Source organism: Stenotrophomonas sp. STEN063 (assembly GCF_056854515.1).
The window spans coordinates 1-22,567 of record NZ_JBXFWF010000014.1; the positions used below are offsets into that span (position 1 = coordinate 1).

General features: G+C 63.9%; 20 protein-coding genes. 13 read left to right on the plus strand and 7 right to left on the minus strand.

Annotation, left to right across the window (positions count from 1 at the left end):
• Positions 1-84 precede the first annotated feature (84 nt).
• From AC1VWL_RS05590 to htpG, 4 genes are all read right to left on the minus strand, one after another.
• Positions 85-360 (minus strand): oxidative damage protection protein, encoded by a 276-nt coding sequence (locus AC1VWL_RS05590; protein ID WP_482986054.1) that lies wholly within the window; start codon positions 358-360, stop codon positions 85-87.
• A gap of 17 nt (positions 361-377) precedes the next feature.
• Positions 378-1,433: an A/G-specific adenine glycosylase gene (gene mutY / locus AC1VWL_RS05595; RefSeq protein ID WP_482986087.1), complete on the minus strand. Its 1,056-nt coding sequence runs from the start codon at positions 1,431-1,433 to the stop codon at positions 378-380.
• Between the two features lie 157 nt (positions 1,434-1,590).
• The gene (gene ftsY / locus AC1VWL_RS05600) at positions 1,591-3,012 is read right to left on the minus strand and encodes a signal recognition particle-docking protein FtsY (RefSeq protein ID WP_482986055.1); all 1,422 of its coding nucleotides are present in this window, start codon (positions 3,010-3,012) and stop codon (positions 1,591-1,593) included.
• Positions 3,013-3,445: 433 nt separating this feature from the next.
• Entirely contained in the window at positions 3,446-5,350 is a 1,905-nt protein-coding gene (htpG, locus tag AC1VWL_RS05605; RefSeq protein WP_482986056.1) for a molecular chaperone HtpG, read from the minus strand.
• A gap of 201 nt (positions 5,351-5,551) precedes the next feature.
• On the opposite strand from htpG, the gene rsmD reads away from it, so the two are divergent.
• From rsmD to AC1VWL_RS05640, 7 genes are all read left to right on the plus strand, one after another.
• Positions 5,552-6,175 carry a 16S rRNA (guanine(966)-N(2))-methyltransferase RsmD gene (gene rsmD, locus AC1VWL_RS05610; protein ID WP_482986057.1) on the plus strand — a complete coding sequence of 208 codons (624 nt, stop codon included), beginning with the start codon at positions 5,552-5,554 and terminating at the stop codon, positions 6,173-6,175.
• Positions 6,172-6,675: a pantetheine-phosphate adenylyltransferase gene (gene coaD, locus AC1VWL_RS05615; RefSeq protein ID WP_481533409.1), complete on the plus strand. Its 504-nt coding sequence runs from the start codon at positions 6,172-6,174 to the stop codon at positions 6,673-6,675. The genes rsmD and coaD overlap by 4 nt, the downstream gene beginning before the upstream one ends.
• Before the next feature lie 39 nt (positions 6,676-6,714).
• Positions 6,715-7,203 carry a hypothetical protein gene (locus AC1VWL_RS05620; RefSeq protein WP_282268818.1) on the plus strand — a complete coding sequence of 163 codons (489 nt, stop codon included), beginning with the start codon at positions 6,715-6,717 and terminating at the stop codon, positions 7,201-7,203.
• Between the two features lie 453 nt (positions 7,204-7,656).
• Entirely contained in the window at positions 7,657-7,941 is a 285-nt protein-coding gene (locus AC1VWL_RS05625; RefSeq protein WP_282268820.1) for a YfhL family 4Fe-4S dicluster ferredoxin, read from the plus strand.
• Positions 7,938-9,680 carry a gamma-glutamyltransferase gene (gene ggt / locus AC1VWL_RS05630; RefSeq protein WP_482986058.1) on the plus strand — a complete coding sequence of 581 codons (1,743 nt, stop codon included), beginning with the start codon at positions 7,938-7,940 and terminating at the stop codon, positions 9,678-9,680. Before AC1VWL_RS05625 ends, ggt begins: the two co-directional genes overlap by 4 nt.
• A 357-nt stretch (positions 9,681-10,037) precedes the next feature.
• Positions 10,038-10,928, plus strand: coding sequence for an MBL fold metallo-hydrolase (locus AC1VWL_RS05635; protein WP_482986059.1), 891 nt, complete (start codon positions 10,038-10,040; stop codon positions 10,926-10,928).
• A 96-nt stretch (positions 10,929-11,024) separates the two neighbouring features.
• Complete coding sequence (locus AC1VWL_RS05640; protein WP_482986060.1) at positions 11,025-11,861, plus strand: alpha/beta hydrolase family protein; 837 nt, start codon at positions 11,025-11,027, stop codon at positions 11,859-11,861.
• 136 nt (positions 11,862-11,997) lie between these two features.
• Here the strand turns inward: AC1VWL_RS05640 and AC1VWL_RS05645 are convergent, their stop codons facing one another.
• Entirely contained in the window at positions 11,998-12,408 is a 411-nt protein-coding gene (locus AC1VWL_RS05645) for a g-type lysozyme inhibitor (protein WP_482986061.1), read from the minus strand.
• Positions 12,409-12,466: 58 nt separating this feature from the next.
• The gene (gene upp / locus AC1VWL_RS05650) at positions 12,467-13,099 is read right to left on the minus strand and encodes a uracil phosphoribosyltransferase (RefSeq protein WP_481533405.1); all 633 of its coding nucleotides are present in this window, start codon (positions 13,097-13,099) and stop codon (positions 12,467-12,469) included.
• Positions 13,100-13,276: 177 nt separating this feature from the next.
• On the opposite strand from upp, the gene AC1VWL_RS05655 reads away from it, so the two are divergent.
• The 5 genes from AC1VWL_RS05655 to AC1VWL_RS05675 all read left to right on the plus strand — a co-directional run bounded on the left by AC1VWL_RS05655 (position 13,277) and on the right by AC1VWL_RS05675 (position 19,621).
• Positions 13,277-15,820 carry a TonB-dependent receptor gene (locus AC1VWL_RS05655; RefSeq protein WP_482986088.1) on the plus strand — a complete coding sequence of 848 codons (2,544 nt, stop codon included), beginning with the start codon at positions 13,277-13,279 and terminating at the stop codon, positions 15,818-15,820.
• Positions 15,817-16,926: a phytase gene (locus tag AC1VWL_RS05660; RefSeq protein WP_482986062.1), complete on the plus strand. Its 1,110-nt coding sequence runs from the start codon at positions 15,817-15,819 to the stop codon at positions 16,924-16,926. The genes AC1VWL_RS05655 and AC1VWL_RS05660 overlap by 4 nt, the downstream gene beginning before the upstream one ends.
• A gap of 59 nt (positions 16,927-16,985) precedes the next feature.
• On the plus strand, positions 16,986-18,314 hold the full coding sequence (locus tag AC1VWL_RS05665) for a purple acid phosphatase family protein (protein WP_482986089.1): 1,329 nt from the start codon (positions 16,986-16,988) through the stop codon (positions 18,312-18,314).
• Between the two features lie 4 nt (positions 18,315-18,318).
• The gene (locus AC1VWL_RS05670; RefSeq protein WP_482986063.1) at positions 18,319-18,930 is read left to right on the plus strand and encodes an inorganic diphosphatase; all 612 of its coding nucleotides are present in this window, start codon (positions 18,319-18,321) and stop codon (positions 18,928-18,930) included.
• A gap of 211 nt (positions 18,931-19,141) precedes the next feature.
• Positions 19,142-19,621 carry a hypothetical protein gene (locus tag AC1VWL_RS05675; RefSeq protein ID WP_481533417.1) on the plus strand — a complete coding sequence of 160 codons (480 nt, stop codon included), beginning with the start codon at positions 19,142-19,144 and terminating at the stop codon, positions 19,619-19,621.
• A 205-nt stretch (positions 19,622-19,826) separates the two neighbouring features.
• On the opposite strand, the gene AC1VWL_RS05680 is transcribed toward AC1VWL_RS05675, so the two are convergent.
• Positions 19,827-20,849, minus strand: coding sequence for a LysR family transcriptional regulator (locus AC1VWL_RS05680; protein ID WP_481533402.1), 1,023 nt, complete (start codon positions 20,847-20,849; stop codon positions 19,827-19,829).
• 504 nt (positions 20,850-21,353) lie between these two features.
• On the opposite strand from AC1VWL_RS05680, the gene AC1VWL_RS05685 reads away from it, so the two are divergent.
• A complete protein-coding gene (locus AC1VWL_RS05685; protein ID WP_482986064.1) occupies positions 21,354-22,559 on the plus strand; it encodes an efflux RND transporter periplasmic adaptor subunit in 1,206 nt (401 codons plus the stop codon).
• Positions 22,560-22,567 lie beyond the last annotated feature (8 nt).

The following is a 22,567-nucleotide window of genomic DNA, read 5'->3' on the forward strand; positions in this document are numbered from 1 at the left end:
CCGGCGGCCCGCCCCCGCCCCCCCCCCCCCCGCCCCCCCCCCCCCCCCCGCCCCCCCCCCCCCCCCCCACTACAGGGTCCGGTGTTATTCCGCTTCCGGCGTAACGTAGCCCGCCGGCTTTTCCGCGCCGCCGGAGAACAGGTACTTCACCAGCTCCTCCTCGAGGAAGGCGCGGTGCTTGGGGTCGCGTGGCGACAGCCGGTTCTCGTTGATCAGCATGGTCTGGTGCGCCAGCCATGCCGCCCACGCCTGCTTGCCGATGTTGGCGAAGATGCGCTGGCCCAGTTCGCCGGGGTAGGGCACGAAATCCAGACCCTCGGTTTCGCGTTGTTCGTATTGGCAGAAGACGGAGCGGGGCATGGTGTAGTCCTGTCGAATCAGTGTGCTGGATGACGTTCCAGCAGTTTGCGGATGGGCGCGGGCAGGCCGATTGCGGCGAGCTCGTCACGCGCTACCCAGCGTAGATCAGCATTGTCACCGACCTTGGATTTGAGTGCGACTTTGCGCAGGTGCAGTGGCTGCAGGTGCAGGCGGTAATGGCTGAAGGTATGCACGATCAGCGGCAGTTCGTTGGCGTTGTCGTAGTTGCCTTTGATGCTGGCGGCGAACCACTCGCGCAGCGCGCTGTCAGTGTCGGCCTGCGGCAGCGTCCACAGTGAGGCCCAGATGCCGGTTGGCGGGCGCTTGAGCAGCAGGATGCGGCCGTCGCTGTCTTCCAGCAACAGGGCGCTGGCTTCGCGCTCCGGCAGCACTTTGCTGGGCTTCGGCGTGGGGAGTGAATCGACCAGGCCGCGTGCATATGCGGTACAACTGCGCTGCAGCGGGCAGAGGATGCAGGCCGGCTTGGCGCGTGTGCACAGGGTCGCGCCGAAATCCATCTGCGCCTGGGTGTAGTCGGCCATGCGCCCGACCGGCACCTGCGCGACGTGTGCCTCAGCTTGTGCCCACAGTTGTTTCTCGATGGCAGGCAGGCCGGGGAAACCAGTGATGCCGTGGTAGCGGGTCAAGACGCGCTTGACGTTGCCGTCGAGGATCGCGAACGGGTCGTTCCAGGCCTGGCTGAGGATGGCGCCGGCGGTGCTGCGGCCGATGCCGGGCAGGGCGAGCAGGGCATCGAAATCACGCGGCAATTCCCCGTCGTGCAGCTCGACGCATTGTTTGGCTGCTGCATGCAGGTTGCGGGCGCGTGCGTAATAGCCCAGGCCGGCCCAGTGCGCCATCAAGGTGTCGTTGTCGGTTGCTGCCAGATCGCGCAAGGTCGGGAACGACTGCACGAAACGCTGGAAGTACGGAGTTGCCGTCGCAACCTGGGTTTGCTGCAGCATGATTTCCGACAGCCACACCCGGTACGGTGAACGCGGATGCTGCCAGGGCAGATCGTGGCGGCCGTGCTGGTCAAACCAGGTGAGGAGTTGGCTGGGGAAGTTGGGCATTGGCTCGCAGGCGATGGCTGGCGATTGCATCGAGTCCCTTCTCCCGCGGGCGGGAGAAGGTGCCCCGAAGGGGCGGATGAGGGGAGCTTTTGATTCCGCTCGTAGAGCTTCCCCTCACCCCAACCCCTCTCCCGTAAACGGGAGAGGGGCTAGCAGATCAGTTGCTGCCCAAGGCCTGCGGCAGCAGCGCGTCGACGAAGGCTTCTGCATCGAATACGCGCAGGTCTTCCGGGCGCTCGCCGATGCCGGCGAAACGGATCGGAATGCCAAACTCGCGCGCCAACGCGAACACCACGCCGCCCTTGGCGGTACCGTCCAGCTTGGTCACGACCAGGCCGGTGACACCAGCAGCAGCATGGAACTGGCGCAGCTGCGACAGCGCGTTCTGACCGGTTGTGCCGTCGATCACCATCAGCACTTCGTGCGGAGCGGTGTCGTCGATCTTGCCCAGCACGCGGCGGATCTTGCTCAGCTCGTTCATCAGGCCGGTCTGGGTGTGCAGGCGACCGGCGGTGTCGGCGATCAGCACGCTGGTGCCGCGAGCCTTGCCAGCCTGCAGTGCATCGAACGCGACCGAAGCGGCATCGGCGTTCTGACCCTGTGCGACGACGGCAACGCCATTGCGCTCGCCCCAGATCTGCAGCTGGGCAACCGCGGCGGCACGGAAGGTATCGCCAGCGGCCAGCATCAGGCTATGGCCCTGATCCTTGAAGCGCTTGGCCAGCTTGCCGATGGTGGTGGTCTTGCCGACGCCGTTGACGCCGACGGTGAGGATCACGAATGGCTTGGCATTGGTGTCGATGACCAGCGGCTTGGCGACCGGCTGCAGCATTGCGATCAGGTCGGCGCGCAGCGCGGCCAGCAGTGCGTTGGCATCGGCGAACTCGCGCGACTTCATGCGCTTGCGCAGGTCTTCGACCAGCGCCGTGGTTGCCGGCATGCCGACGTCGGCGGTTATCAGGGCGGTTTCAATTTCATCGAGCAGGTCGTCGTCGAGCTTGGGATTGCGCGAGAACAGGCCGCCGAAGCTGCGCGCGAAGCTGCTGTTACGCAGGCGATCGCGCCAGCCGAGCTTGCCGGCCGGTGCTGCGGGAGCGGCATCGACGGGAATCAGCGCGGCGTCTGAATCGGGGGAGCTGGGGACGATGACTTCGGCAGCGGCCGGAGCCGGTGCTGCAACTGGAACAACAGGAGCAGCAACGACAGGAGCAGGGGCGGCAACGGGCTCCATCGCCTGCGGAGCGATTTCAAGGGCTGCAGGGGCGGGCGGTTCGGCGGCAGCCGGTGCTTCGATCTGGGCTGGTGCTGCAACAGGGGCTGCTTCGACCACGACAACTTGTTCGACAAGCGGCGCGGGCGCTGCTGCGGCTTCTGTTGCAGGCCCTGCCGGCGCATGAGCAGCGACCGGGGCTTCGACCGACGTTTGTGCGGTTTCGGGCTGGGCGGGTTCTGCGGGCAGCGGCGCTTGTGCCGACGGTGCCTGCGGGAACGCGGCGGCAAGTTCCTCGGCGCTAAGCGTGGACGGCTTTGCGGGCTGTTGGGCGTCGTCGGTCTTTTTGCGGCGGAAGAAGCTGAACATGAAGGAAAAAGGCCTGAAATCAGTTGTCCATTCTACCACTGGCGGTCAGGCGGCCGGCGGTGCGGTGGCGAGAGTGCTGTTGCCAAAATCCCTCTTCCGCCTGCGGGAGAGGGGTTGGGGTGGGGGCAACTCTTGGGCATTGCCGGTAAGGCCTCTGCCGAGCATGGCTCGGCACTACAGGCTCCTCGCTCTACAAGCCCCTCTCCCGCTTGCGGGAGAGGGGTTGGGGTGAGGGGGGCTTTTGGGGCTTTACCGGGAAGGCCTCTGCCGAGCATGGCTCGGCACTACAGGCTCCTCGCTCTATAAGCCCCTCTCCCGCTTGCGGGAGAGGGGTTGGGGTGAGGGCGGTTTTTGGGGCATTACCGGGAAGGCCTCTGCCGAGCATGGCTCGGCACTACGGCCTTCTCCCGCATGCGGGAGAGGCGGCGGGTCGTCAGGCCGACAGCTCGAGCAGCAGCTTGTTCAAGCGGCGCACATAGCCGGCCGGATCCTTCAGGCTGTCGCCGGCGGCCAATGCGGCCTGGTCGAACAGCACATGGGCCAGGTCGTTGAAGCGGTCCATGTCCGGCTCGGCATCCAGCTTCTCGATCAGCGGGTGCGCCGGGTTGAACTCGAACACCGGCTTGCTGTCGGGTACCTTCTGGCCGCTGGCTTCGAGGATCTGGCGCATCTGCAGGCCCAGGTCCTGTTCGCCGATGGCGAGGATGGCCGGCGAGTCGGTCAGGCGGTGCGAGACGCGCACTTCGGCGACTTCCTCGCCCAGCACGGTCTTCAGGCGCGCGGCCAGGCCTTCCTTGGTCTTGGCGACTTCTTCCTGTGCCTTCTTGTCCTCTTCGGTCTCCAGCTTGCCCAGGTCCAGGTCGCCACGGGCGATATCGACAAAGGACTTGCCGTCGAACTCGTTGAGGTAGCTCATCAGCCACTCATCGATGCGGTCGGTCATCAGCAGCACTTCGATGCCCTTCTTGCGGAACACCTCCAGGTGCGGGCTGTCCTTGACCTGCTGGTAGCTCTCGCCGGTCAGGTAATAGAGCTTGTCCTGGCCTTCGATCATGCGACCGACGTAATCGGCCAGGGCGACACTCTGCTCGCCGCTGTCGTCATGGGTGGAGGCGAAGCGCAGCAGGCCGGCGACCTTCTCGCGGTTGCCGTAATCCTCGGCCGGGCCTTCCTTCAGCACCTGGCCGAAGTTCTTCCAGAAGCCGGCATAGTCCTCCGGCTTGTCCTTGGCCAGCTTCTCCAGCATGTCCAGCGAACGCTTGGTCAGCGCCGACTTCATCGAGTCGATCACCGGGCCGGACTGCAGGATTTCACGCGACACGTTCAACGGCAGGTCGTTGGAATCGACCACGCCCTTGATGAAACGCAGGTACAGCGGCAGGAACTGCTCGGCCTGGTCCATGATGAAGACGCGCTGCACATAGAGCTTCAGGCCCTTGGGTGCGTCGCGGTGGTACAGGTCGAACGGCGCGCGGCCCGGCGTGTACAACAGCGAGGTGTACTCCAGCTTGCCTTCGACCTTGTTGTGGGTCCAGGCCAGAGGATCGGTCGGATCGTGCGCGATGTGCTTGAAGAACTCCTTGTATTCCTCGTCCTTGACATCGGACTTGGCGCGGGTCCACAGGGCATTGGCGCGGTTGACGGTTTCCCATTCCGGGGTGGCCGGCTTGTCGGCTTCCTCGCCGTGATGTTCTTTCTGCAGCTCGATCGGCAGGCCGATATGGTCGGAGTACTTCTTGATCAGGCTGCGCAGCTGCCAGCCGTCGGTGTAGCTGTCTTCGCCTTCCTTCAGGTGCAGCACGATGCGGGTGCCGCGCTCGGGCTTGTCGATGGTCTCGACCTCGAACTCGCCTTCACCCTTGGATGACCAATGCACGCCTTCACTGGCCGGCAGGCCGGCGCGGCGGCTGTAGACGTCGACCTGGTCGGCCACGATGAAGGCCGAATAGAAGCCCACGCCGAACTGGCCGATCAGATTGGAGTCCTTCTTCTGGTCGCCGGACAGGTTCTTCAGGAACTCGGCGGTGCCGGACTTGGCGATGGTGCCGAGGTGGGCGATGGCTTCGTCGCGGCTCAGGCCGATGCCGTTGTCGTCGATGGTCAGGGTGCGCGCGGCCGGGTCGGCCTCGATGCGGATGCGCAGTGGCGTGCCGCCTTCGAGCAGCTCGGGCTGGGTCAACGCTTCGAAGCGCAGCTTGTCGGCGGCGTCGGCGGCATTGGACACCAGCTCGCGCAGGAATATTTCCTTGTTCGAGTACAGCGAATGGATCATCAGGTGCAGCAGCTGCTTCACCTCGGTCTGGAAACCGCGGGTTTCCTTGTGATTCGGGTTGCTCATCGGTCGGGGTGCTCCGTTGCTATGGGGCGCGCAGCTGCGCGGCGACTGCAGCTTGGGTAAGGGTGAATGGGCCGATTTCAAGGTGGGCGCAGCCGGGGCAGGTGCTGGTCTATCATCTGCAGCACTTGGATCTGTTGGATGTAGACCGCCGATGTATTTGATTTGCCACGTTTTGCCATTGGCTTTGTCGGTGCGGGGCGGATGAGTCCGGTTCGTGGGAAAGCGCCTGCTGCTGCCAGCGGGCAGGTGCGTATCGTCGGTGGACGTTGGCGCAATACCCGTTTGCAGGTTCCTGAATTGCCGGGCCTGAGGCCGACCAGCGACCGGGTCCGCGAAACCCTGTTCAACTGGCTGCTGCCCAAACTGCCGGGCGCGCGCGTGTTGGACCTGTTTGCCGGCAGCGGCGCGCTGGGCCTGGAGGCGGTATCGCGCGGTGCGGCGTTCGCACAGCTGGTGGAGCGCGATCCGCAGCTGGTGGCGGCGCTGCGCGGCGTGGTCGGAAGGTTGGGGGCAGGGGCCCAGGTTGAGGTGATTGCCGGCGATGCCCTGCATTGGCTGGGCAGTGCGCTGCCCGCACGGGCCGACGTCGTGTTTCTGGACCCGCCTTTCGCCGCCGGTTTGTGGGAACAGGTGATCGAACGTCTTCCCCGGCACCTGGCTGACGATGCCTGGCTGTACGTGGAAGCGCCGGTAGGCGCGGCGCTGCAGCTGCCGGCGGAATGGCAACTGCGTCGCGAAGGCAGTACCCGTGAGGTGGCCTATGCCCTCTACCGCCGGGCCGCTGCTACACTTCGCGGCGACATGAACGCGACCGAACCCGCATGACCTCAGCCAATCGCCGCATCGCCGTATACCCGGGCACTTTCGACCCGATCACCAATGGTCACATCGATCTGGTGAACCGTGCCGCGCCCTTGTTCGAGAAGGTGGTGGTCGGCGTGGCGCAGAGCCCATCCAAGGGCCCGACGCTGCCACTGCAGCTGCGGGTGGCATTGGCGGTGGAAGCACTGCAACACCACGACAACGTGGAAGTGGTCGGTTTCGACACCTTGCTGGCCCATTTCGTGCGCTCCGTGCACGGCGGGGTGCTGCTGCGCGGCCTGCGCGCCGTGTCCGATTTTGAATACGAATTCCAGATGGCGAGCATGAACCGGCATCTGATTCCGGAGGTGGAGACCTTGTTTCTGACCCCCTCCGAGCAGCACAGCTTCATTTCCTCCTCGCTGGTGCGTGAAATCGCCCGGTTGGGCGGGGATGTCTCCGGTTTCGTGCCGGCCACTGTGCTTGAAGCGTTGCGCAAGGCCCGCGAAGCGCGTGGGCAGTAAATTTTTCTGGTAACACCACTTTTCAACGGGAGAACGATCATGAAGAACACGATGCGCGTGCTGCTTGCCGCCTCGATGGTGCTGGCTGTAACGGCCTGCAAGAAAGAAGAAGCACCGGTAGTCGAAGCGCAGCAGGCGCTGGTCGCCCCGGCCAAGGATGACGACGCGGGTTGGAAGAAGTACCTGCAGGCGGTCGCCGTGCAGAACATGGGCAACATCACCGCCAGCCCGTTCCTGTACTACCTGCCGCCGGAATCGGATCCGGAGTTCGCTGCCAAGTACGACCGTCAGGCTGAGAGCGCCACCGGTGCCGTCGGTCGCGGCGTCCAGCCGGGCAACATGCTGGCTTTCGGTTCGTCGGCGTCGGCCAAGATGGCTGACCTGATCGAAGCCAGTTTCAAGGACGTGCAGGCTGATTCGATGAAGGGTGTGCGCGTGGTGTTCATCGGCGATGCCGCTGACAACGCCCGTGTGCAGACCATCGTCAAGCCGACCGGCGCCGACTACGTCTTCGTCGAAGCCAAGTGACGCACTGGCGCGGGGCCGCGTAGCGGCTCCGCCTTTGCCAGTGCGTCATCCCCGCGAAGGCGGGGATCGCTCTAGCTCCTGCTCTGGCTCTGGATGTAGCTCCGCTCCAGCTGGCGCGGGGCCGCGTAGCGGCTCCGCCTTTGCCAGTGCACCACCCTCGCGAAGACGGGGGTCGCCCTTGTTCTGGTTTCAGCCTCAGCATTAGGGCTAGCCCTGATTCTGCTCAGGCGTTGCGAGACCCCTGCCAACAACGCGCAATTCAGCCAAATCCAGCGGCCACCCAATCCAGCACCAACACTCGCAGAACGCTGTGGAAGCAGCAGCTTGGGCCCCGGCAAAACCAGTATCCGGTAAGCTTGCTGTCGGCACTGCCCTTGGCAGTCCATGAACAGCAGGACCGATGAACCGGCAGGCGCCGGTTGCAAGCCCCGCTCCGACGGGAACACCGCAACAATGTCTTTGAAAATCAATGAGCTCTGCGTCAATTGCGACGTCTGTGAGCCAGCCTGTCCCAACCAGGCCATCGCAATGGGCGAGACGATCTATGTGATCGATCCGGCCCGTTGTACCGAATGTGTCGGTCATTTCGATGAACCGCAATGCGTGGTGGTGTGCCCGGTCGAATGCATTGACCCGGACCCGGATATCGTCGAAACCGAAGATCAGCTGCTGGCCAAACTGGCCGGCCTGCAGCGCGATCACCCTGAGTTTTACCAATCGGAGAATCCAACGGCATGAAACTCGTTGCCCGTTCCCTGCTGCTGTTCGCACTGGTGCTGTCGCCAGCCGCGTGGGCAGCCGACACCGCGCCGGCGCGCGCCGCACACCCTGATGGCGCTGCGATTGCCAGCGGCCATTCGCTGGCAACCCAGGCCGGTATGGAAATCCTTGCCCAGGGCGGCAATGCGTTCGATGCAGCGGTGGCCGTGTCTTCCACGCTGGCCGTGGTTGAACCAATCAGCTCGGGTCTGGGTGGCGGCGGGTTTTTCCTGCTGCACGATGCCAAGACCGGCAAGGACCTGATGCTGGATGCGCGCGAGACCTCGCCCGAGTCCGCAACGCCGGAGCAGTTCCTGGACAAGAACGGCAACCTGGACCGTGACCGCTCGGTCAATGGCCCGTGGTCGGCCGGCATTCCGGGTTTGCCGGCGGCGCTGGTGAAGCTGGCGCGCGAGCATGGCAAGTTGCCGCTGGGCGATTCGCTGGCACCGGCAATCCGCGTCGCCACCGATGGCTTCCCGGTGTACGCACGCATGGCCCGTGGCTATACCAGCCGCCGTGAAGTGATGGACCGTTACCCGGGCACCCGCGAGGTCTACCTGCGCAACGGCAAGCCGATCGCAGAGGGCGATATCTTCAAGCAGCCGGAGCTGGCGCACACGCTGCAGCTGCTGGCCGCCAACGGCTTTGATGGCTTCTACCGCGGCGAGACCGGGCGCAAGCTGCTGGCCGGCGTGAAGCAGGCCGGCGGCCGCTGGACTGCCGAGGAACTGGCCGGCTACACGGTCAAGACCCGCGAGCCGATCGTGTTCAACTACCACGGCTGGAAGATCACTACTGCCTCGCCGCCGTCTTCCGGCGGTATCGCGCTGGCCTCGATGCTGCAGATCCTGGAACCCTGGGACCTGAGCAAGTTGGACCAGGCGCACAGCACGCACCTGGTGGTGGAAGCGATGCGTCGTGCCTATCGCGACCGCACCTTCTTCCTCGGCGATCCCGACTTTGTCGACATCCCGCAGAAGGTGCTGACCAGCCGCGACTACGCGCAGGGCCTGCGTGCGACCATCCATCCGGAAAAGGCCACGCCCAGCGATCTGCTGTCGGGCAACCCGACGCCACTGGAAGATGACGAGACCACGCATTTCTCGATCATCGACAGCGAAGGCAACCGCGTTGGCGGCACCCAGACGGTGAACCTGCTGTACGGGTCGGGCCTGATTCCGGCTGGCACCGGCGTGCTGTTGAACAACGAGATGGACGACTTCGCGTTGAAGCCGGGCACGCCCAATGCCTTCGGCGTGATGGGCTATGCGGCAAATGCGCCGGCCAAGGGCAAGCGCATGCTCAGCTCGATGACGCCGACCTTCATGGAGAACGACGACAAGGTCGTGGTGATTGGTACGCCCGGTGGCAGCCGCATCATCACCATGGTCCTGCTCGGCATCCTCGGCTACGACGCCGGCCTGGATGCACAGCAGGTAGCCGCCTTGCCGCGCTACCACCACCAATGGTTGCCGGATGAGATTTCGGCGGAGAGCGGCGCGTTTTCCCCGGAAGTCGCCAGGCAGCTGCAGGCGATGGGGCACAAGGTGGAACTGCCGGGCGACTCCGCCGAAGGCGGCCGTGGCTCCAGCCATGTCTGGGGCAACCTGCAGACGGTGGAGTGGGATCGGCGCAGCAATGTCCTCAGCGGCGGCAGTGATCCGCGTAACCCGGTTGGCAGTGCCGAGGTTCGCAAGCTGGGAAAGGCTGACTGAGGTAAACAGGAGACCTCGCTTCGGCGGGGTTTTTGTTTGGCTTTTGATCTATGCCGTCATTCCCGCGCAGGCGGGAATCGCTCCGGCTTTTTGCCTTACGTTCTTTGCTCCATTCCCTGCTCTCGGTTTACTGCATCGCGGAGGCAGTGGCGAGAGCAAGAGCTAGAGCTAGAGCGATTCCCGCCTGCGCGGGAATGACGGCAGATGAGCAAAAGCCGATCCAAAGCCAGGCCCCATCAGTAATCATCCTTCCGATAGGTGCACACAGCACGACGTCCCCGCCAGTGCCGTTGCCCGTCAATTATCCGCCACTGGATCCTTGCGAATATTTAACGCGCAGCGGGTAGAATTTTTCATATGAAACTTTGGTCGATTCGCGGTAACTCGCAAAAACTCGATGGCGGCGCGATGTTCGGCAACGCGCCGAAGGCGTTGTGGGAGCGCTGGGCGGAGGCCGACGATGCCAATCGCATCGAGCTGGCATGCCGGGCATTGTTGGCCAGCCCGCTGGGTGGCAAGACGGTGTTGTTCGAAACCGGCATCGGTGCCTTCTTCGAGCCCAAGCTGCGCGAACGCTATGGCGTGCAGGAGCCGCGGCATGTGCTGATGGATTCGCTGCGTGAAGCAGGCTTCGAGCACGAAGACATTGATGTGGTGGTGCTGAGTCATCTGCATTTCGATCATGCAGGGGGCTTGCTGGCGCCGTGGTCGGAAGGTCGCGAGCCGGAGCTGTTGTTCCCCAATGCGACCTTCGTGATTGGTGCCGAGCACTGGGAGCGGGCCAAGCATCCGCACCCGCGTGACAGGGCCAGCTTCATTCCCGAGTTGACCGGTTTGCTGGAAGCCAGTGGCCGCCTTGAGATCGTCAGTGGTGCCTATTCGAAAGTACTCGGCGAATCGGTACGTTTCAGCTTCAGTGACGGCCATACGCCAGGCTTGATGCTGGCCGAGATCGTCGGCCCCGAGCGGGTCAACGGCCAGCCGCGCGGTGGCGTGGTGTTCTGTGCCGATCTGATTCCTGGCCGTTCCTGGGTGCATGTGCCGATCACCATGGGTTACGACCGCAATGCCGAACTGCTGATCGACGAGAAGCGGGCATTTCTGGAAGACAAACTGGCGCGTAACGTGCACCTGTTCTTCACCCACGACCCGCAATGCGCGATGGCGCAGGTGGTGCGTGATGAGAAAGGGCGGTTTGGCACCGCCCATGAAGTGGGTGAGCTGAAGGCGCGTTCGCTGGCCGCCTGAGCTGACCAACGGCAGGAAAAAAACTGACTTCCGGCACTGATTCCGGAAGCTGTCAAAACCGACATTGGTCCCATCATCCAGATCCGGGGCAATGTCATGAAACTTCCTTCCCTGCTGCGACGCGCCGGGCTTGCCGTGCTCATGTTGCTGGGCCCCGCTGCTGCCGCGCTGGCGGCTCCAACTCAGGTGCTGCCATTGCAGGTCGGTGCCGAGCGCTCGACAACGCTGGCGATCTGGGAGCCGGCGCAGGTGCGTGGCGTGGTGCTGTTTTCCTCCGGGCACGGTGCCTGGCCGGAGCGCTACGAGCGCCTGCTGCAGTCCTGGGCGGATGCCGGATTCGTGGTGTTGGCACCGCTGCACGTGGACTCGATGAAGTATCCGCAGCGTGAGCAGTTCTCGCTGCAACAAGGCTTGATCGAGCGCTTCGTCGACATGCGCGCTGTCAGCAGCTACGCGGCGAAGCATTGGCCCGGGATGCCGGTTGCTGCAGCCGGTCATAGTCTGGGGACGCTGATCTCGGCGACGCTTGGTGGTGCATTGAACGGACTGGGGCCGTTGCGCGATCCGTCAGTGGCGGCTGTGCTGGGCTTTTCGTCGCCAGGCCGGATTCCGGGGCTGATCAACGAGCAGTCATATGCCTCGCTGGCGGTGCCTTTGCTGCTGGTCACCGGTGACAAGGATCTGGTGCCGGGTTTCGTCAGCGACCCAGTCGATCACCTCTATCCCGTCGAGACGGCGCCTGCTGGAGACAAGACCGGCGTGGTACTTGCCGGGGGCGACCACAACCTGATTGGCGGAGAACCTGAGCTGTTGTTCGAACGCGCCCGCGAGCTGGGCACGGCGTTCCTGCGTGCACAACTGCTCAAGGACGAACAGGCGCGGCAGCTGTTGGCGGCGCCTGCTGCTGCCAATGAGCGCTGGCTGCGCCGCTGATTCGTTGCAGTTGGTTCGACGGATTACGCGTCTTGCGCAAATTCGCTCCAGCTCGTTTCAGTCAGCAAGCGCCGCAGAGCGGCGGTTGCTGACTTTGCCACTGCCGCCATGCCGGCCCGCATGGCAGGGATCAATGTCAATGAATCGCGAAGGTGATGGCATAGGCCGCCTGCGCATCGCGCCGGGCTGCCGCACGCACCTGGTACACCTGCACGGTGTAGGTCCCGGAGGCAGGCAATATGCCGTTCCAGTCCTGTCCCAGGCTGCCACTGCCGAGAGCGGTGGCAACGCCGGGAATATCCCCCGCGGCATAGATGTTGAAGCCGACATTGCTGCTGTCGCTCAGGCTTACCCGCATGGATTGCTCGGCCTTGGCATCCAGCGTGTAGTTCACGCTGTCGTAGCCAAGCAGGCTATGGCTGGTGCTGTAGCTGCTCATGCCCTTTGCGAACTGCACGGGAGTCTGGGTGACTTTGTCGGCGGCAAAGGCGGCCGGCGTGCTGATTGCACACGCAGCGGCCAGAACCAAAGTGATGGCGCGTTTCATCATGTTCACCGCTTGAGTTGGTGGTTGGCGGCGGCAACTGTCTGGCCGGCCGCGATGCTCAACCGATGCGGGTGCCGAAGATGCGATCACCGGCATCGCCCAGGCCCGGCATGATGTAGCCCTTCTCGTTGAGGCGTTCGTCGATGGCGGCGGTATACACCTCCACGTCCGGATGCACGGCTTCCAGTGCCTTCAGGCCTTCCGGTGCGGCGACCAGGAAGATGCCCTTGATGCGGCGGGCGCCGGCCCGCTTGAGCATGTCGATGGTGGCGATCAAGGTGCCGCCGGTGGCCAGCATCGGGTCAAGGATCAGCGCGTCGCGCTCTTCCAGGCGGCCGGTCAGGCGCTCGAAGTAGGGCACTGGCTGCAGGGTTTCCTCGTCACGCTGCAGGCCGACAACGCTGACACGCGCGGCTGGAATCAGTGACAGCACGCCGGTCAGCATGCCGAGGCCGGCGCGCAGGATCGGCACCACGGTGATCTTGGCACCGGCAATGCGCTGCACCTGCACCGGGCCGGCCCAGCCTGCCATGGTGTGGCTTTCGGTCTCAAGATTGGCGGTGGCCTCGTAGGCCAGCAGGGTGCCAAGTTCGTTGACGACCTCGCGGAAATCCTTGGTGCTCATGGATGCATCGCGGAGTAGGCCGATCTTGTGCTGGACCAACGGGTGGCGGACTTCGACGATTTTCATGGCGGTGTGATGACAGGGAAGAGCACATAGTTTGCCGCAGTCCCGCTGTACCCAGCCAGTAACGGACTGAAATATTGCAGCCGTGCGTCTGTAACAGTCATGCAACTGAACGGACATACCGTGCACACCCATCCTTTACACAGATTGGGGGCGGTAGTGCGCAAGAGCGTCTTGGTGATGGCGGTGACGACAGCGGTGGCCTGCATGGCAGCCGCACCTGCATATGCACAACAGGCCACGGCCGATGGCACGACCACGCTGGCCAGTGGTGCGGCCGCAGCCATCGATCTGGAACGCATCGAAGTGCGTGCGCAGCGCGAAGCGCAGATCCGTGCGGTGGAGCTCAAGCGTGACGCCAATGGCGTGCAGGATGCGGTTGCATCCGACTCCATGGGCGACTACCCGGACATGAATGTCGCCGAGTCGCTGCAGCGACTGCCCGGCGTCAGCGTCACCCGCGACCAGGGTGAGGGTCGCTTCGTGGTGATCCGCGGCCTGGATGCCGCCTTGAACAGCGTCAGCATCGACGGCATCGCCATCGGCACGCCCGAGGACTCCTCGCGTGCAGCGCCGCTGGACGTGATTCCGTCCGAGTCCACCGAGCGCCTGCGAGTGATCAAGTCGGCTACGCCGGACATGCCGGGTGATGCCATCGGCGGCGCGGTAGTGGTGGAATCGGCCTCGGCCTTCGACCGCGATGGCCGCTCCCTGAAGGGCAAGCTGGAGGGCAGCCACCAGGAGCTTTCGGGCGAGACCAGCCCGAAGGCTGCGTTCAATTACAGCGAAGTGTTTGCGGAAACCTTCGGTGTGGCGCTGGGTGTCAACTACCAGAAGCGCACCTTCGAATCCGACAACACGGAAGTGGAGTACGACACGTTCGATGGCGGTGCCGATGATGATCTGGTCGCGGTCGAGATCCAGCGCCGCAAGTACACCATCGAGCGCGAGCGCACCGGCGCCAACCTGAATTTCGATTGGCGTCCTGATGATGCCAACCGCTATTACCTGCGCACGCTGTACAGCCAGTTCGACGATGCGGAAACCCGCCAGCGCACGATCTTTGGCCTTGGTAACGAAGGGATAACTGCTCTGGGTGGGGGGCGCTACGAGGTAGCTGAGCTCGATGCCGATGCCATCAGCAAGCGCATGCGCTACCGCACCAAGGAAGAGAACACCTTTGCGGTCAGCCTGGGCGGTGAGAATCAGCTGAGCGGCGCGGTCTTGGACTACAAGGTGGGCTACACCAAGACCCGCGAGCGCGTGAACGATGAAATGGAAGCGCGTTTTGACTACGACGGTGGCCCATTCTCCGCCACGCTCAACCAGAACAGTGGCATTCCCGGCCTGAGCCTGAGCGACAGCGGTTGGATGGACAACGGCAACTACGCGTTCGACCGCGTCGTGCTCTCGCCCAAGCAGATCGACGACAGCGAGCGCAGCGCGCAGGTCAACATCCGCTTCGATGGCGACAAGGGCAGCTACAAGTTCGGTGTGCTGGGCCGCTGGCGCGAGCGTGATGTCAATGTGGACGAAGTCGAGCTGCGAACCGGTCCAGCCGTTGACTTGACCAGCTGGAACGGCAAGACGCTTGATCACCGCGGTGGCAGCCTCGGCCAGGGCATGAGCTCGGCGGCGATGCGTGCCTGGTGGGCAGCCAATGGCAGCAAGTACAGCGCCAGGTCGGGCGATGTCGCCGGCAACACGATGACTTCGCTGGAAGAAGACTACATCGCCAGCGAAGACATCCTCTCCGCCTATGCGATGGGCACCTGGGACATCGGCGCATTGCGGGTGATCGGCGGCGTGCGCGTGGAGAACACGCAGTTCAATGCCACCGGCAACGATGTCGATGTTGCCAGCGACGGCAAGACCGTCACGGTGACCCCGCGTATCGCCAACAACAGCTATACCAGTGTGCTGCCTGGCCTGCACCTGCGCTACGACACCAATAACGACTGGGTGCTGCGCGGCTCGGTCAACAAGACCGTGGCGCGACCGTCGTTCGGTGATGTCTCGCCGCGTCTGGCGGTCAACCGCGATGATGAAGAAGCACGTATCGGCAATCCGAACCTGGACCCGTACGAGTCCACCAATCTTGATTTCTCCTTCGAGCGCTACCTCGGCGATAGCGGCATCATTTCGTTGGGTCTGTTCCACAAGTCCATCGATGGTTACATCGTGCAGACCGAGACTGATAACGATCCCGAGTATCCGGACTTCAAGGTGACCCGCTCGATCAATGGCGACAAGGCCAAGGTGTTCGGCGCCGAGTTCAACTGGCAGCAGCAGCTGAGCTTCCTGCCGGGCGCATGGTCTGGCCTGCTGGTCGGTGCCAGTGGCACCTGGCTGGACACGGATTTTGATCCGGGCATCGCTGACCGCGAAGGCGATGACTTCAACCTGCCGCGCGCGTCCAGGAACATCTACAGCGCGCATATCGGCTACGAATGGGGCGGCCTCAGCACCCGCCTGGCCGGTGTCTATCGCAGCGAGTACCTGGACACCATCGGCGACAGCCGTGCATTCGATATCTACGTCGCGCCGCATACCCAGCTCGATTTCAGCTTCGACTACAAGCTGAGCAAGAACGTGAGCCTGTACCTGGAAGCTTCCAACCTGCTGGATGAGCCGCTCGAGCTGTACCAGGGCGTGTCCTCGCGTACCCTGCAGAACGAGGAATACGGCCGTACCTATGCGATTGGCGTGAAGGTGGCACTGTGAGGGCCGCGCTGCTCGCTACCGCCGTTGCCTTGGTGCTGGGCGCCTGCCAGCCGGTGCCGAAGTCCAGCACGCCACCGACCGCAGCCGATCTTGCCGAGGGCGCGACCGCTGTCCCGTCCACCTTGGTGGCCGAAGCCTTCCTGACCCCGATGACGCCGGCTGACAACATCGATTCGCCGGCCAGCTGGCGCGGTGCCGATGGCCGGCTGTGGCTGATCGCGACCGCCAAGGCCACCGACAAGCTGGTGGTGTACGACGGCCAGACCGGCAAGCATCTGCGTGACGTCGGCAGCACCGGCACCGCGTTGGGGCAGTTCGACCGTCCCAATGGCATTGCGGTGCAGGGCGACCTGGTGTTCATCGTCGAACGTGACAACCACCGTGTGCAGGTGCTGCAGCTGCCGGACTTCAAGCCGCTGGGCGTGTTCGCCGGCAACGACCTGCGCAAGCCTTATGGCCTATGGGTGAACCCGGTGCAGGGCGGTTATGACCTGTACGTCACTGATTCCTACGACGATGGCGAGGATGCGGCGGGCAATGACATCCTGCCGGCGCTGGAGCGTCTGGACGAGCGCGTGCGTCGCTATCACGTCACCGTCAATGGCGGCGAGGTGCAGGCCAAGCTGGTGCGCAGCATCGGTGACACATCGCCCAAGGGCGCGCTGCGTGTGGTCGAGTCGATCTGGGGAGATCCGGCCAATGACCGCCTGCTGATCGCCGAAGAAGACGAAACCTATGCCAGCGAGTTCAAGGTCTACAACCTGGCCGGTGACTTCAGTGGCGAGACCTTTGGGCGCGGCCTGTTCAAGGCACAGGCCGAAGGCGTGATGCTGCGTACCTGCGGCGATGGCGGCTGGTGGATCACCACCGAGCAGGGCAAGCAGCGCAGTACCTTCCATCTGTTCGATCGCAAGACACTGGCGCCGGTGGGTTCGTTCCACGGCAACACGGTGGCCAATACCGACGGTATCTGGAACAGCCAGCAGGTGTCGGCGCGTTTCCCGCAGGGGGCGCTGTACGCGGTGCATGACGATCAGGGCGTGGTGGCCTTTGATTGGCGCGATATCGCCAAGGCGTTGTCGCTGCCGCAGGAGTGTGGCCAATGAGGGCGCGGGGACGCTCTCGCTTGCGGCTGCCACTGCTGGTGCTGATCAGCGCGGCGCTGATGGGCGCAGCTGGAGCGGTGGGGGCCGCTCCAGCTGCCGAGCCCAACACGCAGGTGCCGGCGGGGAGCCGGCACTATGCGGCCAGTGGCTTTCCTGACCGCATCGTCGCGTCGCCAGCGCAGGATGCCAGCAGCGGCTTCGCGGTGGCGTGGCGTACCGCGCCACTGGCCGAGCCGGCGCTGCTGGAAATCACCGTGGCTGGCGACTCGCCGGACATGGGCCAGGTGCGGCAGCTCACTGCGAGCAGCCAACTGCTGCAGACCGAGAACGGCAACAGCCAGCACCATCGTGCGTTGATTGATGGTCTGCAGGCCGACACGCTGTATGCCTACCGGGTGCAGGGGCAGGGCACCTGGAGTGCATGGCAGCACTTCCGTACTGCCGCTGCCGCTGGTCAGCCGCTGACGGTGCTGTACTTCGGCGATACCCAGAACAAGAACCTCAGCCATGTCAGCCGAGTGATACGGCAGGGCTGGCAGACCGCACCGGATGCGCGGCTGACCTTGTTTGCGGGTGATCTGGTCAGTGGCGGTGATGGCGAGGACGACAACGAATGGGGCGAGTGGTTCGCCGCCGGTGGCTGGTTGCTGCCGGGCACGGCGGTCGCACCGGCCGCAGGTAACCACGAGTACTTCGAAGAGTTCGAGGACACGCCGCAGGAACGACGTGTGCTGGGCAAGCATTGGCCGCTGACCTTCGCGCTGCCGGGCAATGGTGCGCCGGCTACTGCCAGTACCACCTACTGGTTCGACTATCAGGGTCTGCGCGTGGTGGTGCTGGATGGTACTTCGGCACTGGATCTGGGCACCGCCAAGGCGCAGGCGAACTGGTTGGAGGATGTGCTGGAAAGCAGCCGCCAGCCGTGGAACATCGTGGTCGTGCACCAGCCGCTGTATCCCTTGCGCGCAGAGCGTGACAGCTCGGTGCTGGCCAGCGAGATCCGTCCGGTACTGCAGCGGCACAAGGTCGATCTGGTGCTGCAGGGCCACGATCACACCTACGGCCGTCGTGCCGATACAGGTGCCGCGTTGCCGCAGTACATCTCGTCCGTTGCCGGTCCCAAGCAGTACCGCTTGTCGCCGGAAGCACGCGCGACGATGAAGCCTACCGCCGAGGACACGCAGTTGTTCCAGGTGCTGCGGCTGGACGACAAGGGGCTGCACTACGAAGCGCGCACGGCAACCGGTCGGCTGTATGACGCTTTCCAGATCAGCCGCGGTGCCGATGGCGGCAAGCAGTTCAGCGAGATCACCGAAGGGCGCATCCCGCAGCGTGATTGCCCGCGTGCGGTGTCGCCCAAGGGCCGCGACGATCGTTGCTGGGAGTAGGTGGATGAAGGTGATGCAGGCAGTTCTCTGTGGCGTGATGCTGGCTACCGCGTCACCGTTGTTGGCAGCTGGCGAGCTGCTGCATCCCTTCGCTTTGCCGCAGCCCGATATGGCGCCGGAGGAAGTGCTGCTGGCGGTGGAGATTCCCGCTGGCGGCGCGATCAAGTACGAGCTCGGTGAGCATGGCGAGTTGCGGGTGGATCGCTTCCTGTCGATGCCGGTGGCCTATCCGGCCAACTACGGTTCGATGCCGCAGACCTTGGCCGGTGATGGTGATCCGCTGGATGCGCTGGTGTTGACCCGGTTCCCGATCCAGCCCGGCGCCGTCGTCCGCTTCCGCCCGCTGGGCGTGTTGCGCATGGTCGACAAGGGCGAGGCCGACGAGAAGATTGTCGGCGTGCCGGTGGATGCAGTTGACCCGACCTATGCGAAGGTACGTGGGCTGGAGGATCTGCCGGTCATGGACGTGCAGCGCATCGAGGCGTTCTTCCGCACCTACAAGCAACTGCCAACTGGCGCCGACATCCAGCTCAACGGTTGGGGCGACGCGGCCGAGGCCCGCCAGGTGATACGCCGGGCACTGCTGGAATACCAGCAGGTCAGGCCGACGCGCTGAGTATCCAACCGGTTTCACGGCTCTGGATGCGGCTTCCTCCTATAATGAACACGGATTTGTCCGAAAGTGCTGCCGTGCGGGTGCCGGTAAGGCCGCGCGCCGCGATGGCAGCAGGTAGCAATGACAGCTCGGCCAAGGGTGTTGGCCGGGCGATCACGGCGGACTGCCGGTAACGGCAGGTGCCCAATCAAGGAGGGTGGTCATGCGCATCATGGGAAAGGCGTGGAACAAGTTGGCTGTAGCAGCCATGTTGCTTGCAGTAGCTGCGAGTGCGGCGGCAGCCCCGCCGTTGGAAGAAGAAGTCGTCAACCCCAGCGAAGTTCTGTTCGAGGGTGGCAAGGCCTATGCCGATGCTGGCGGTGGCCAGATGGAGCAGTTGCACAGCCGCAAGCAGGGTGGCGAGACGATTTATTACCGCCTGGTCCGCTACGACAACGAGAACGGCTACGTCGACAATGACGGCGCACAGGCGCTGGCGCAGACCTTCCGTACCGAGTCGAGCATCGGCCAGACGCCTTACCGTTACTACGGTTCCGGCCATTTCGCGCGTCCGGATTTCTACAACAGCCCCTATAACCGCGATGCCCGCCAGCGCTACTCAGGGCCGGGTTACTTCGGAAGCTGCAGCCGCTATGACGGCTGCAAGGAAGTGCAGATCGTGCCGCTGTGGCCGTATTACCGCGGTTACTGACGACGTATTGATTCCTGGCCTGGGCAAGCGCAGCGCCCCCGGGGCTGCGGAGTCATCAGGTTTCCGAGCCGGATTTGACCGTATTGCTGTTCTTCCCGGGTGCGCTGCGCTTACCCGGGCTACGGCCTGGCGACAAGAGCGCTTGATGCATACAGAAACGGCGGCCTTGATGGCCGCCGTTTCTGTTTGACGCGTAGTGCCGCACTCAGGCGCTGAGAGCTTCCACCACCCGCAGTTTTGGGTGGCCCTTTGAGCGCTGCTGGTACTCCTGCTCGATATCGGCCAACCGCTTGGCATTCGGGCACTGCAACATCATGTAGTTGGCGTCGAAGTTGAGCTTGGCGACCAGGAAGTCGATGAACGCGCGCACCTTGGGGGAGACCAGACGGCCGCCGGCAAATACCGCATTGAAGTCGTAATCCGGGCCAGTCCAGCCAGGCAGAACCTGCCGCACCATGCCGGATTCGACAAAGGGCTTGGCCATCACGTCACTGCTCAGCATCAGGCCCTCGCCAGCGACCAGGGCGGCATTCAGGGCTGACGGGTCATTTGCCACCAGTAGCGGATTGACCGCAAACTCGCGCATCTCGCCACCATTTTCGGCCAATGCCCACGTAAAACGCTGGGTTTGTCCATGATGGAGCTTGCGGATCGCCAAGGTGCGATGGAATTGCAGCTCGTCCGGGTGCTTGGGCTCGCCGTGCACGGCGAGATAGGCCGGGCTGGCGAATACCTGGGTGCGCAGGCTGCCCAGCTTGCGCGCGATAAGGTTGGAGTCGGGCAGTGCGCCAACGCGCAGTGCCAGATCCACTTCCCCTGAAATCAGGTCCAAGGTCTCATTGCCCAGGTGCATGTCGACCCGGATCTCCGGGTACTCGCTCTGGAACTGGCCCAGCAGCGGTGCAATCCAGCAGGTACCAATCGAGTACGGAACGGTGAAACGCAGCCAACCGCGGGGGCCGGATTGCAACTGGCTGACCGCGCTTTCGGCCTGATCCAGTTCACGCGCAATACGCTGGCAGTGCTCGTAATACACGGTCCCGGCTTCGGTCAGGCCCAGGCGCCGCGTGGTCCGGTGCAGCAGACGCGCGCCCAGGCGGGTCTCCAGCTCCTGCACCTTGCGGCTGACCGTGGTCTTGGGTTGACCGAGCAGGCGCGCAGCGGCAGTGAAACTGCCCTGTTCGACCACTTTGACGAAGATCAGGGTGTCGTTGAGATCGTTGGCCATGGTTGGGACTCTTGCGGCAACGGAATTGTGCCGGCGACGGGATGATTATTCCCTTCAATCCGTACTAATCAAGTCTGGATTAGGGGCCTATCTTGTACACCTGTATCCAATCCGGACATGCCGTCATGCGCATGCGCTCCCCCATGGCCCTGCCAACACCTCGCCGCGAGCCCAGTTACCGCAACGCTTTGCCTTCAAGGTTGGCCTGCAATCAATTGAATCCATTGCAGTTTGAGGCCTTGCTTGGCGACGTGCAGGCAGCTGCCCCTCGAGGCGCCAAGCGGCAAGGTGTTGCGATGCTGCGACGGGCCCTGGGGTTGTTTGTCCCATTGGTGGTCCAAAAATTTCCGCGGACGGGACAGTGATTTCGCCGCCGCTGCCGCTGATCCGCCCGCCCAGGGCCGAGCTGCGCAGATTGTCGCGTGACGGGCTGGCGCCACCGCGATGTCGAGCTCCATTCGTTTTTTTTGCAATCCCCTGATCACCTCCCCCTTGGAGCACGAAATGAAAGGCATCTCCCCATCACCCGCGTTGCGCCGCGTCGCCTTGGCAGGCATGTCAGCGCTGAGTCTGGCCGTACTGGTCGCCTGCAGTGGCGGTCACGCGGAAAACGCCGCGCCACCGGCACCCGAAGTAAGCGTTGCGCCAGTGCTGATCAAGCAGGTCGCCCAATGGGACGAGTTCAGCGGCCGCGTCGAGGCCGTGCAGAGCGTTGAGCTGCGTCCGCGCGTGTCTGGCTACATCGACAAGGTCAACTACGTCGAAGGCGATGAGGTGAAGAAGGGCGATGTACTGTTCACCATCGATGCGCGCAGCTACCAGGCCGAGTTCAACCGGGCGCAGGCCGAATTGAATCGCGCACGCACGCAGGCTGGTCTGGCACGCAGCGAGTCCGAGCGCGCCCGCCGCCTGGCCGAACAACAGGCCATTGCTGCGGAAACCGCCGAACAGCGCCGCGCCAGTGCAGATCAGGCCGGTGCACAGGTGCAGGCCGCGCAGGCAGCATTGGATGCGGCGCGTCTCAACCTGGAGTTCACCAAGGTGCGTGCGCCGATCGATGGCCGTGCCGGCCGCGCGATGGTGACCGCAGGCAACCTGGTCACCGCCGGTGATGCAGCGAGCGTGTTGACCACCCTGGTGTCACTGGACACGGTGCACGTCTACTTCGACGCCGACGAGTCCACCTATCTGCGCTACGCGCAGATGGCGCGCAATGGTGAGCGCCCGAGTGAGCGTGATCAGGCCTTGCCGGTCAAGGTTGGCTTGAGTGGCGAACAGGGCTATCCGCACGAAGGCAAGGTCGATTTCCTCGATAACCAGATCACCCGCAGCACCGGCACCATCCGCGTGCGTGCGCTGCTGGACAACACCAGCCGCCAGTTCACCCCGGGCCTGTTCGCTCGCGTGCAGCTGTTGGGCAGCGGGCAGTTCCAGGCAGTACTTGTCGACGACAAGGCGGTGCTGACCGACCAGGACCGCAAGTACGTGTTCGTGCTGGACAAGGACAACAAGGCGCAGCGTCGTGATGTGCAGCTTGGCCGCAATGCCGAGGGCCTGCGCATCGTCGAACAGGGTCTGGCTGCTGGCGACAAGGTGATCGTCGACGGCGTGCAGAAGGTGTTCATGCCGGGCATGCCGGTGCAGGCCAAGCCGGTTGCGATGCAGCGCGCCGCTGCATCAGCCACCCAGGCCGTGAGCAGCATCAACTAAGCCGTTAC

Excerpts from the sequence above, each read along its gene's own strand:
- AC1VWL_RS05590 (WP_482986054.1), bottom strand. The coding sequence starts at position 360 with ATGCCCCGCTCCGTCTTCTGCCAATACGAACAACGCGAAACCGAGGGT.
- mutY (WP_482986087.1), bottom strand. The coding sequence starts at position 1,433 with ATGCCCAACTTCCCCAGCCAACTCCTCACCTGGTTTGACCAGCACGGC.
- ftsY (WP_482986055.1), bottom strand. The coding sequence starts at position 3,012 with ATGTTCAGCTTCTTCCGCCGCAAAAAGACCGACGACGCCCAACAGCCC.
- htpG (WP_482986056.1), bottom strand. The coding sequence starts at position 5,350 with ATGAGCAACCCGAATCACAAGGAAACCCGCGGTTTCCAGACCGAGGTG.
- rsmD (WP_482986057.1), top strand. The coding sequence starts at position 5,552 with ATGAGTCCGGTTCGTGGGAAAGCGCCTGCTGCTGCCAGCGGGCAGGTG.
- coaD (WP_481533409.1), top strand. The coding sequence starts at position 6,172 with ATGACCTCAGCCAATCGCCGCATCGCCGTATACCCGGGCACTTTCGAC.
- AC1VWL_RS05620 (WP_282268818.1), top strand. The coding sequence starts at position 6,715 with ATGAAGAACACGATGCGCGTGCTGCTTGCCGCCTCGATGGTGCTGGCT.
- AC1VWL_RS05625 (WP_282268820.1), top strand. The coding sequence starts at position 7,657 with ATGTCTTTGAAAATCAATGAGCTCTGCGTCAATTGCGACGTCTGTGAG.
- ggt (WP_482986058.1), top strand. The coding sequence starts at position 7,938 with ATGAAACTCGTTGCCCGTTCCCTGCTGCTGTTCGCACTGGTGCTGTCG.
- AC1VWL_RS05635 (WP_482986059.1), top strand. The coding sequence starts at position 10,038 with ATGAAACTTTGGTCGATTCGCGGTAACTCGCAAAAACTCGATGGCGGC.
- AC1VWL_RS05640 (WP_482986060.1), top strand. The coding sequence starts at position 11,025 with ATGAAACTTCCTTCCCTGCTGCGACGCGCCGGGCTTGCCGTGCTCATG.
- AC1VWL_RS05645 (WP_482986061.1), bottom strand. The coding sequence starts at position 12,408 with ATGAAACGCGCCATCACTTTGGTTCTGGCCGCTGCGTGTGCAATCAGC.
- upp (WP_481533405.1), bottom strand. The coding sequence starts at position 13,099 with ATGAAAATCGTCGAAGTCCGCCACCCGTTGGTCCAGCACAAGATCGGC.
- AC1VWL_RS05655 (WP_482986088.1), top strand. The coding sequence starts at position 13,277 with ATGGCGGTGACGACAGCGGTGGCCTGCATGGCAGCCGCACCTGCATAT.
- AC1VWL_RS05665 (WP_482986089.1), top strand. The coding sequence starts at position 16,986 with ATGGGCGCAGCTGGAGCGGTGGGGGCCGCTCCAGCTGCCGAGCCCAAC.
- AC1VWL_RS05670 (WP_482986063.1), top strand. The coding sequence starts at position 18,319 with ATGAAGGTGATGCAGGCAGTTCTCTGTGGCGTGATGCTGGCTACCGCG.
- AC1VWL_RS05675 (WP_481533417.1), top strand. The coding sequence starts at position 19,142 with ATGGGAAAGGCGTGGAACAAGTTGGCTGTAGCAGCCATGTTGCTTGCA.
- AC1VWL_RS05680 (WP_481533402.1), bottom strand. The coding sequence starts at position 20,849 with ATGGCCAACGATCTCAACGACACCCTGATCTTCGTCAAAGTGGTCGAA.
- AC1VWL_RS05685 (WP_482986064.1), top strand. The coding sequence starts at position 21,354 with ATGAAAGGCATCTCCCCATCACCCGCGTTGCGCCGCGTCGCCTTGGCA.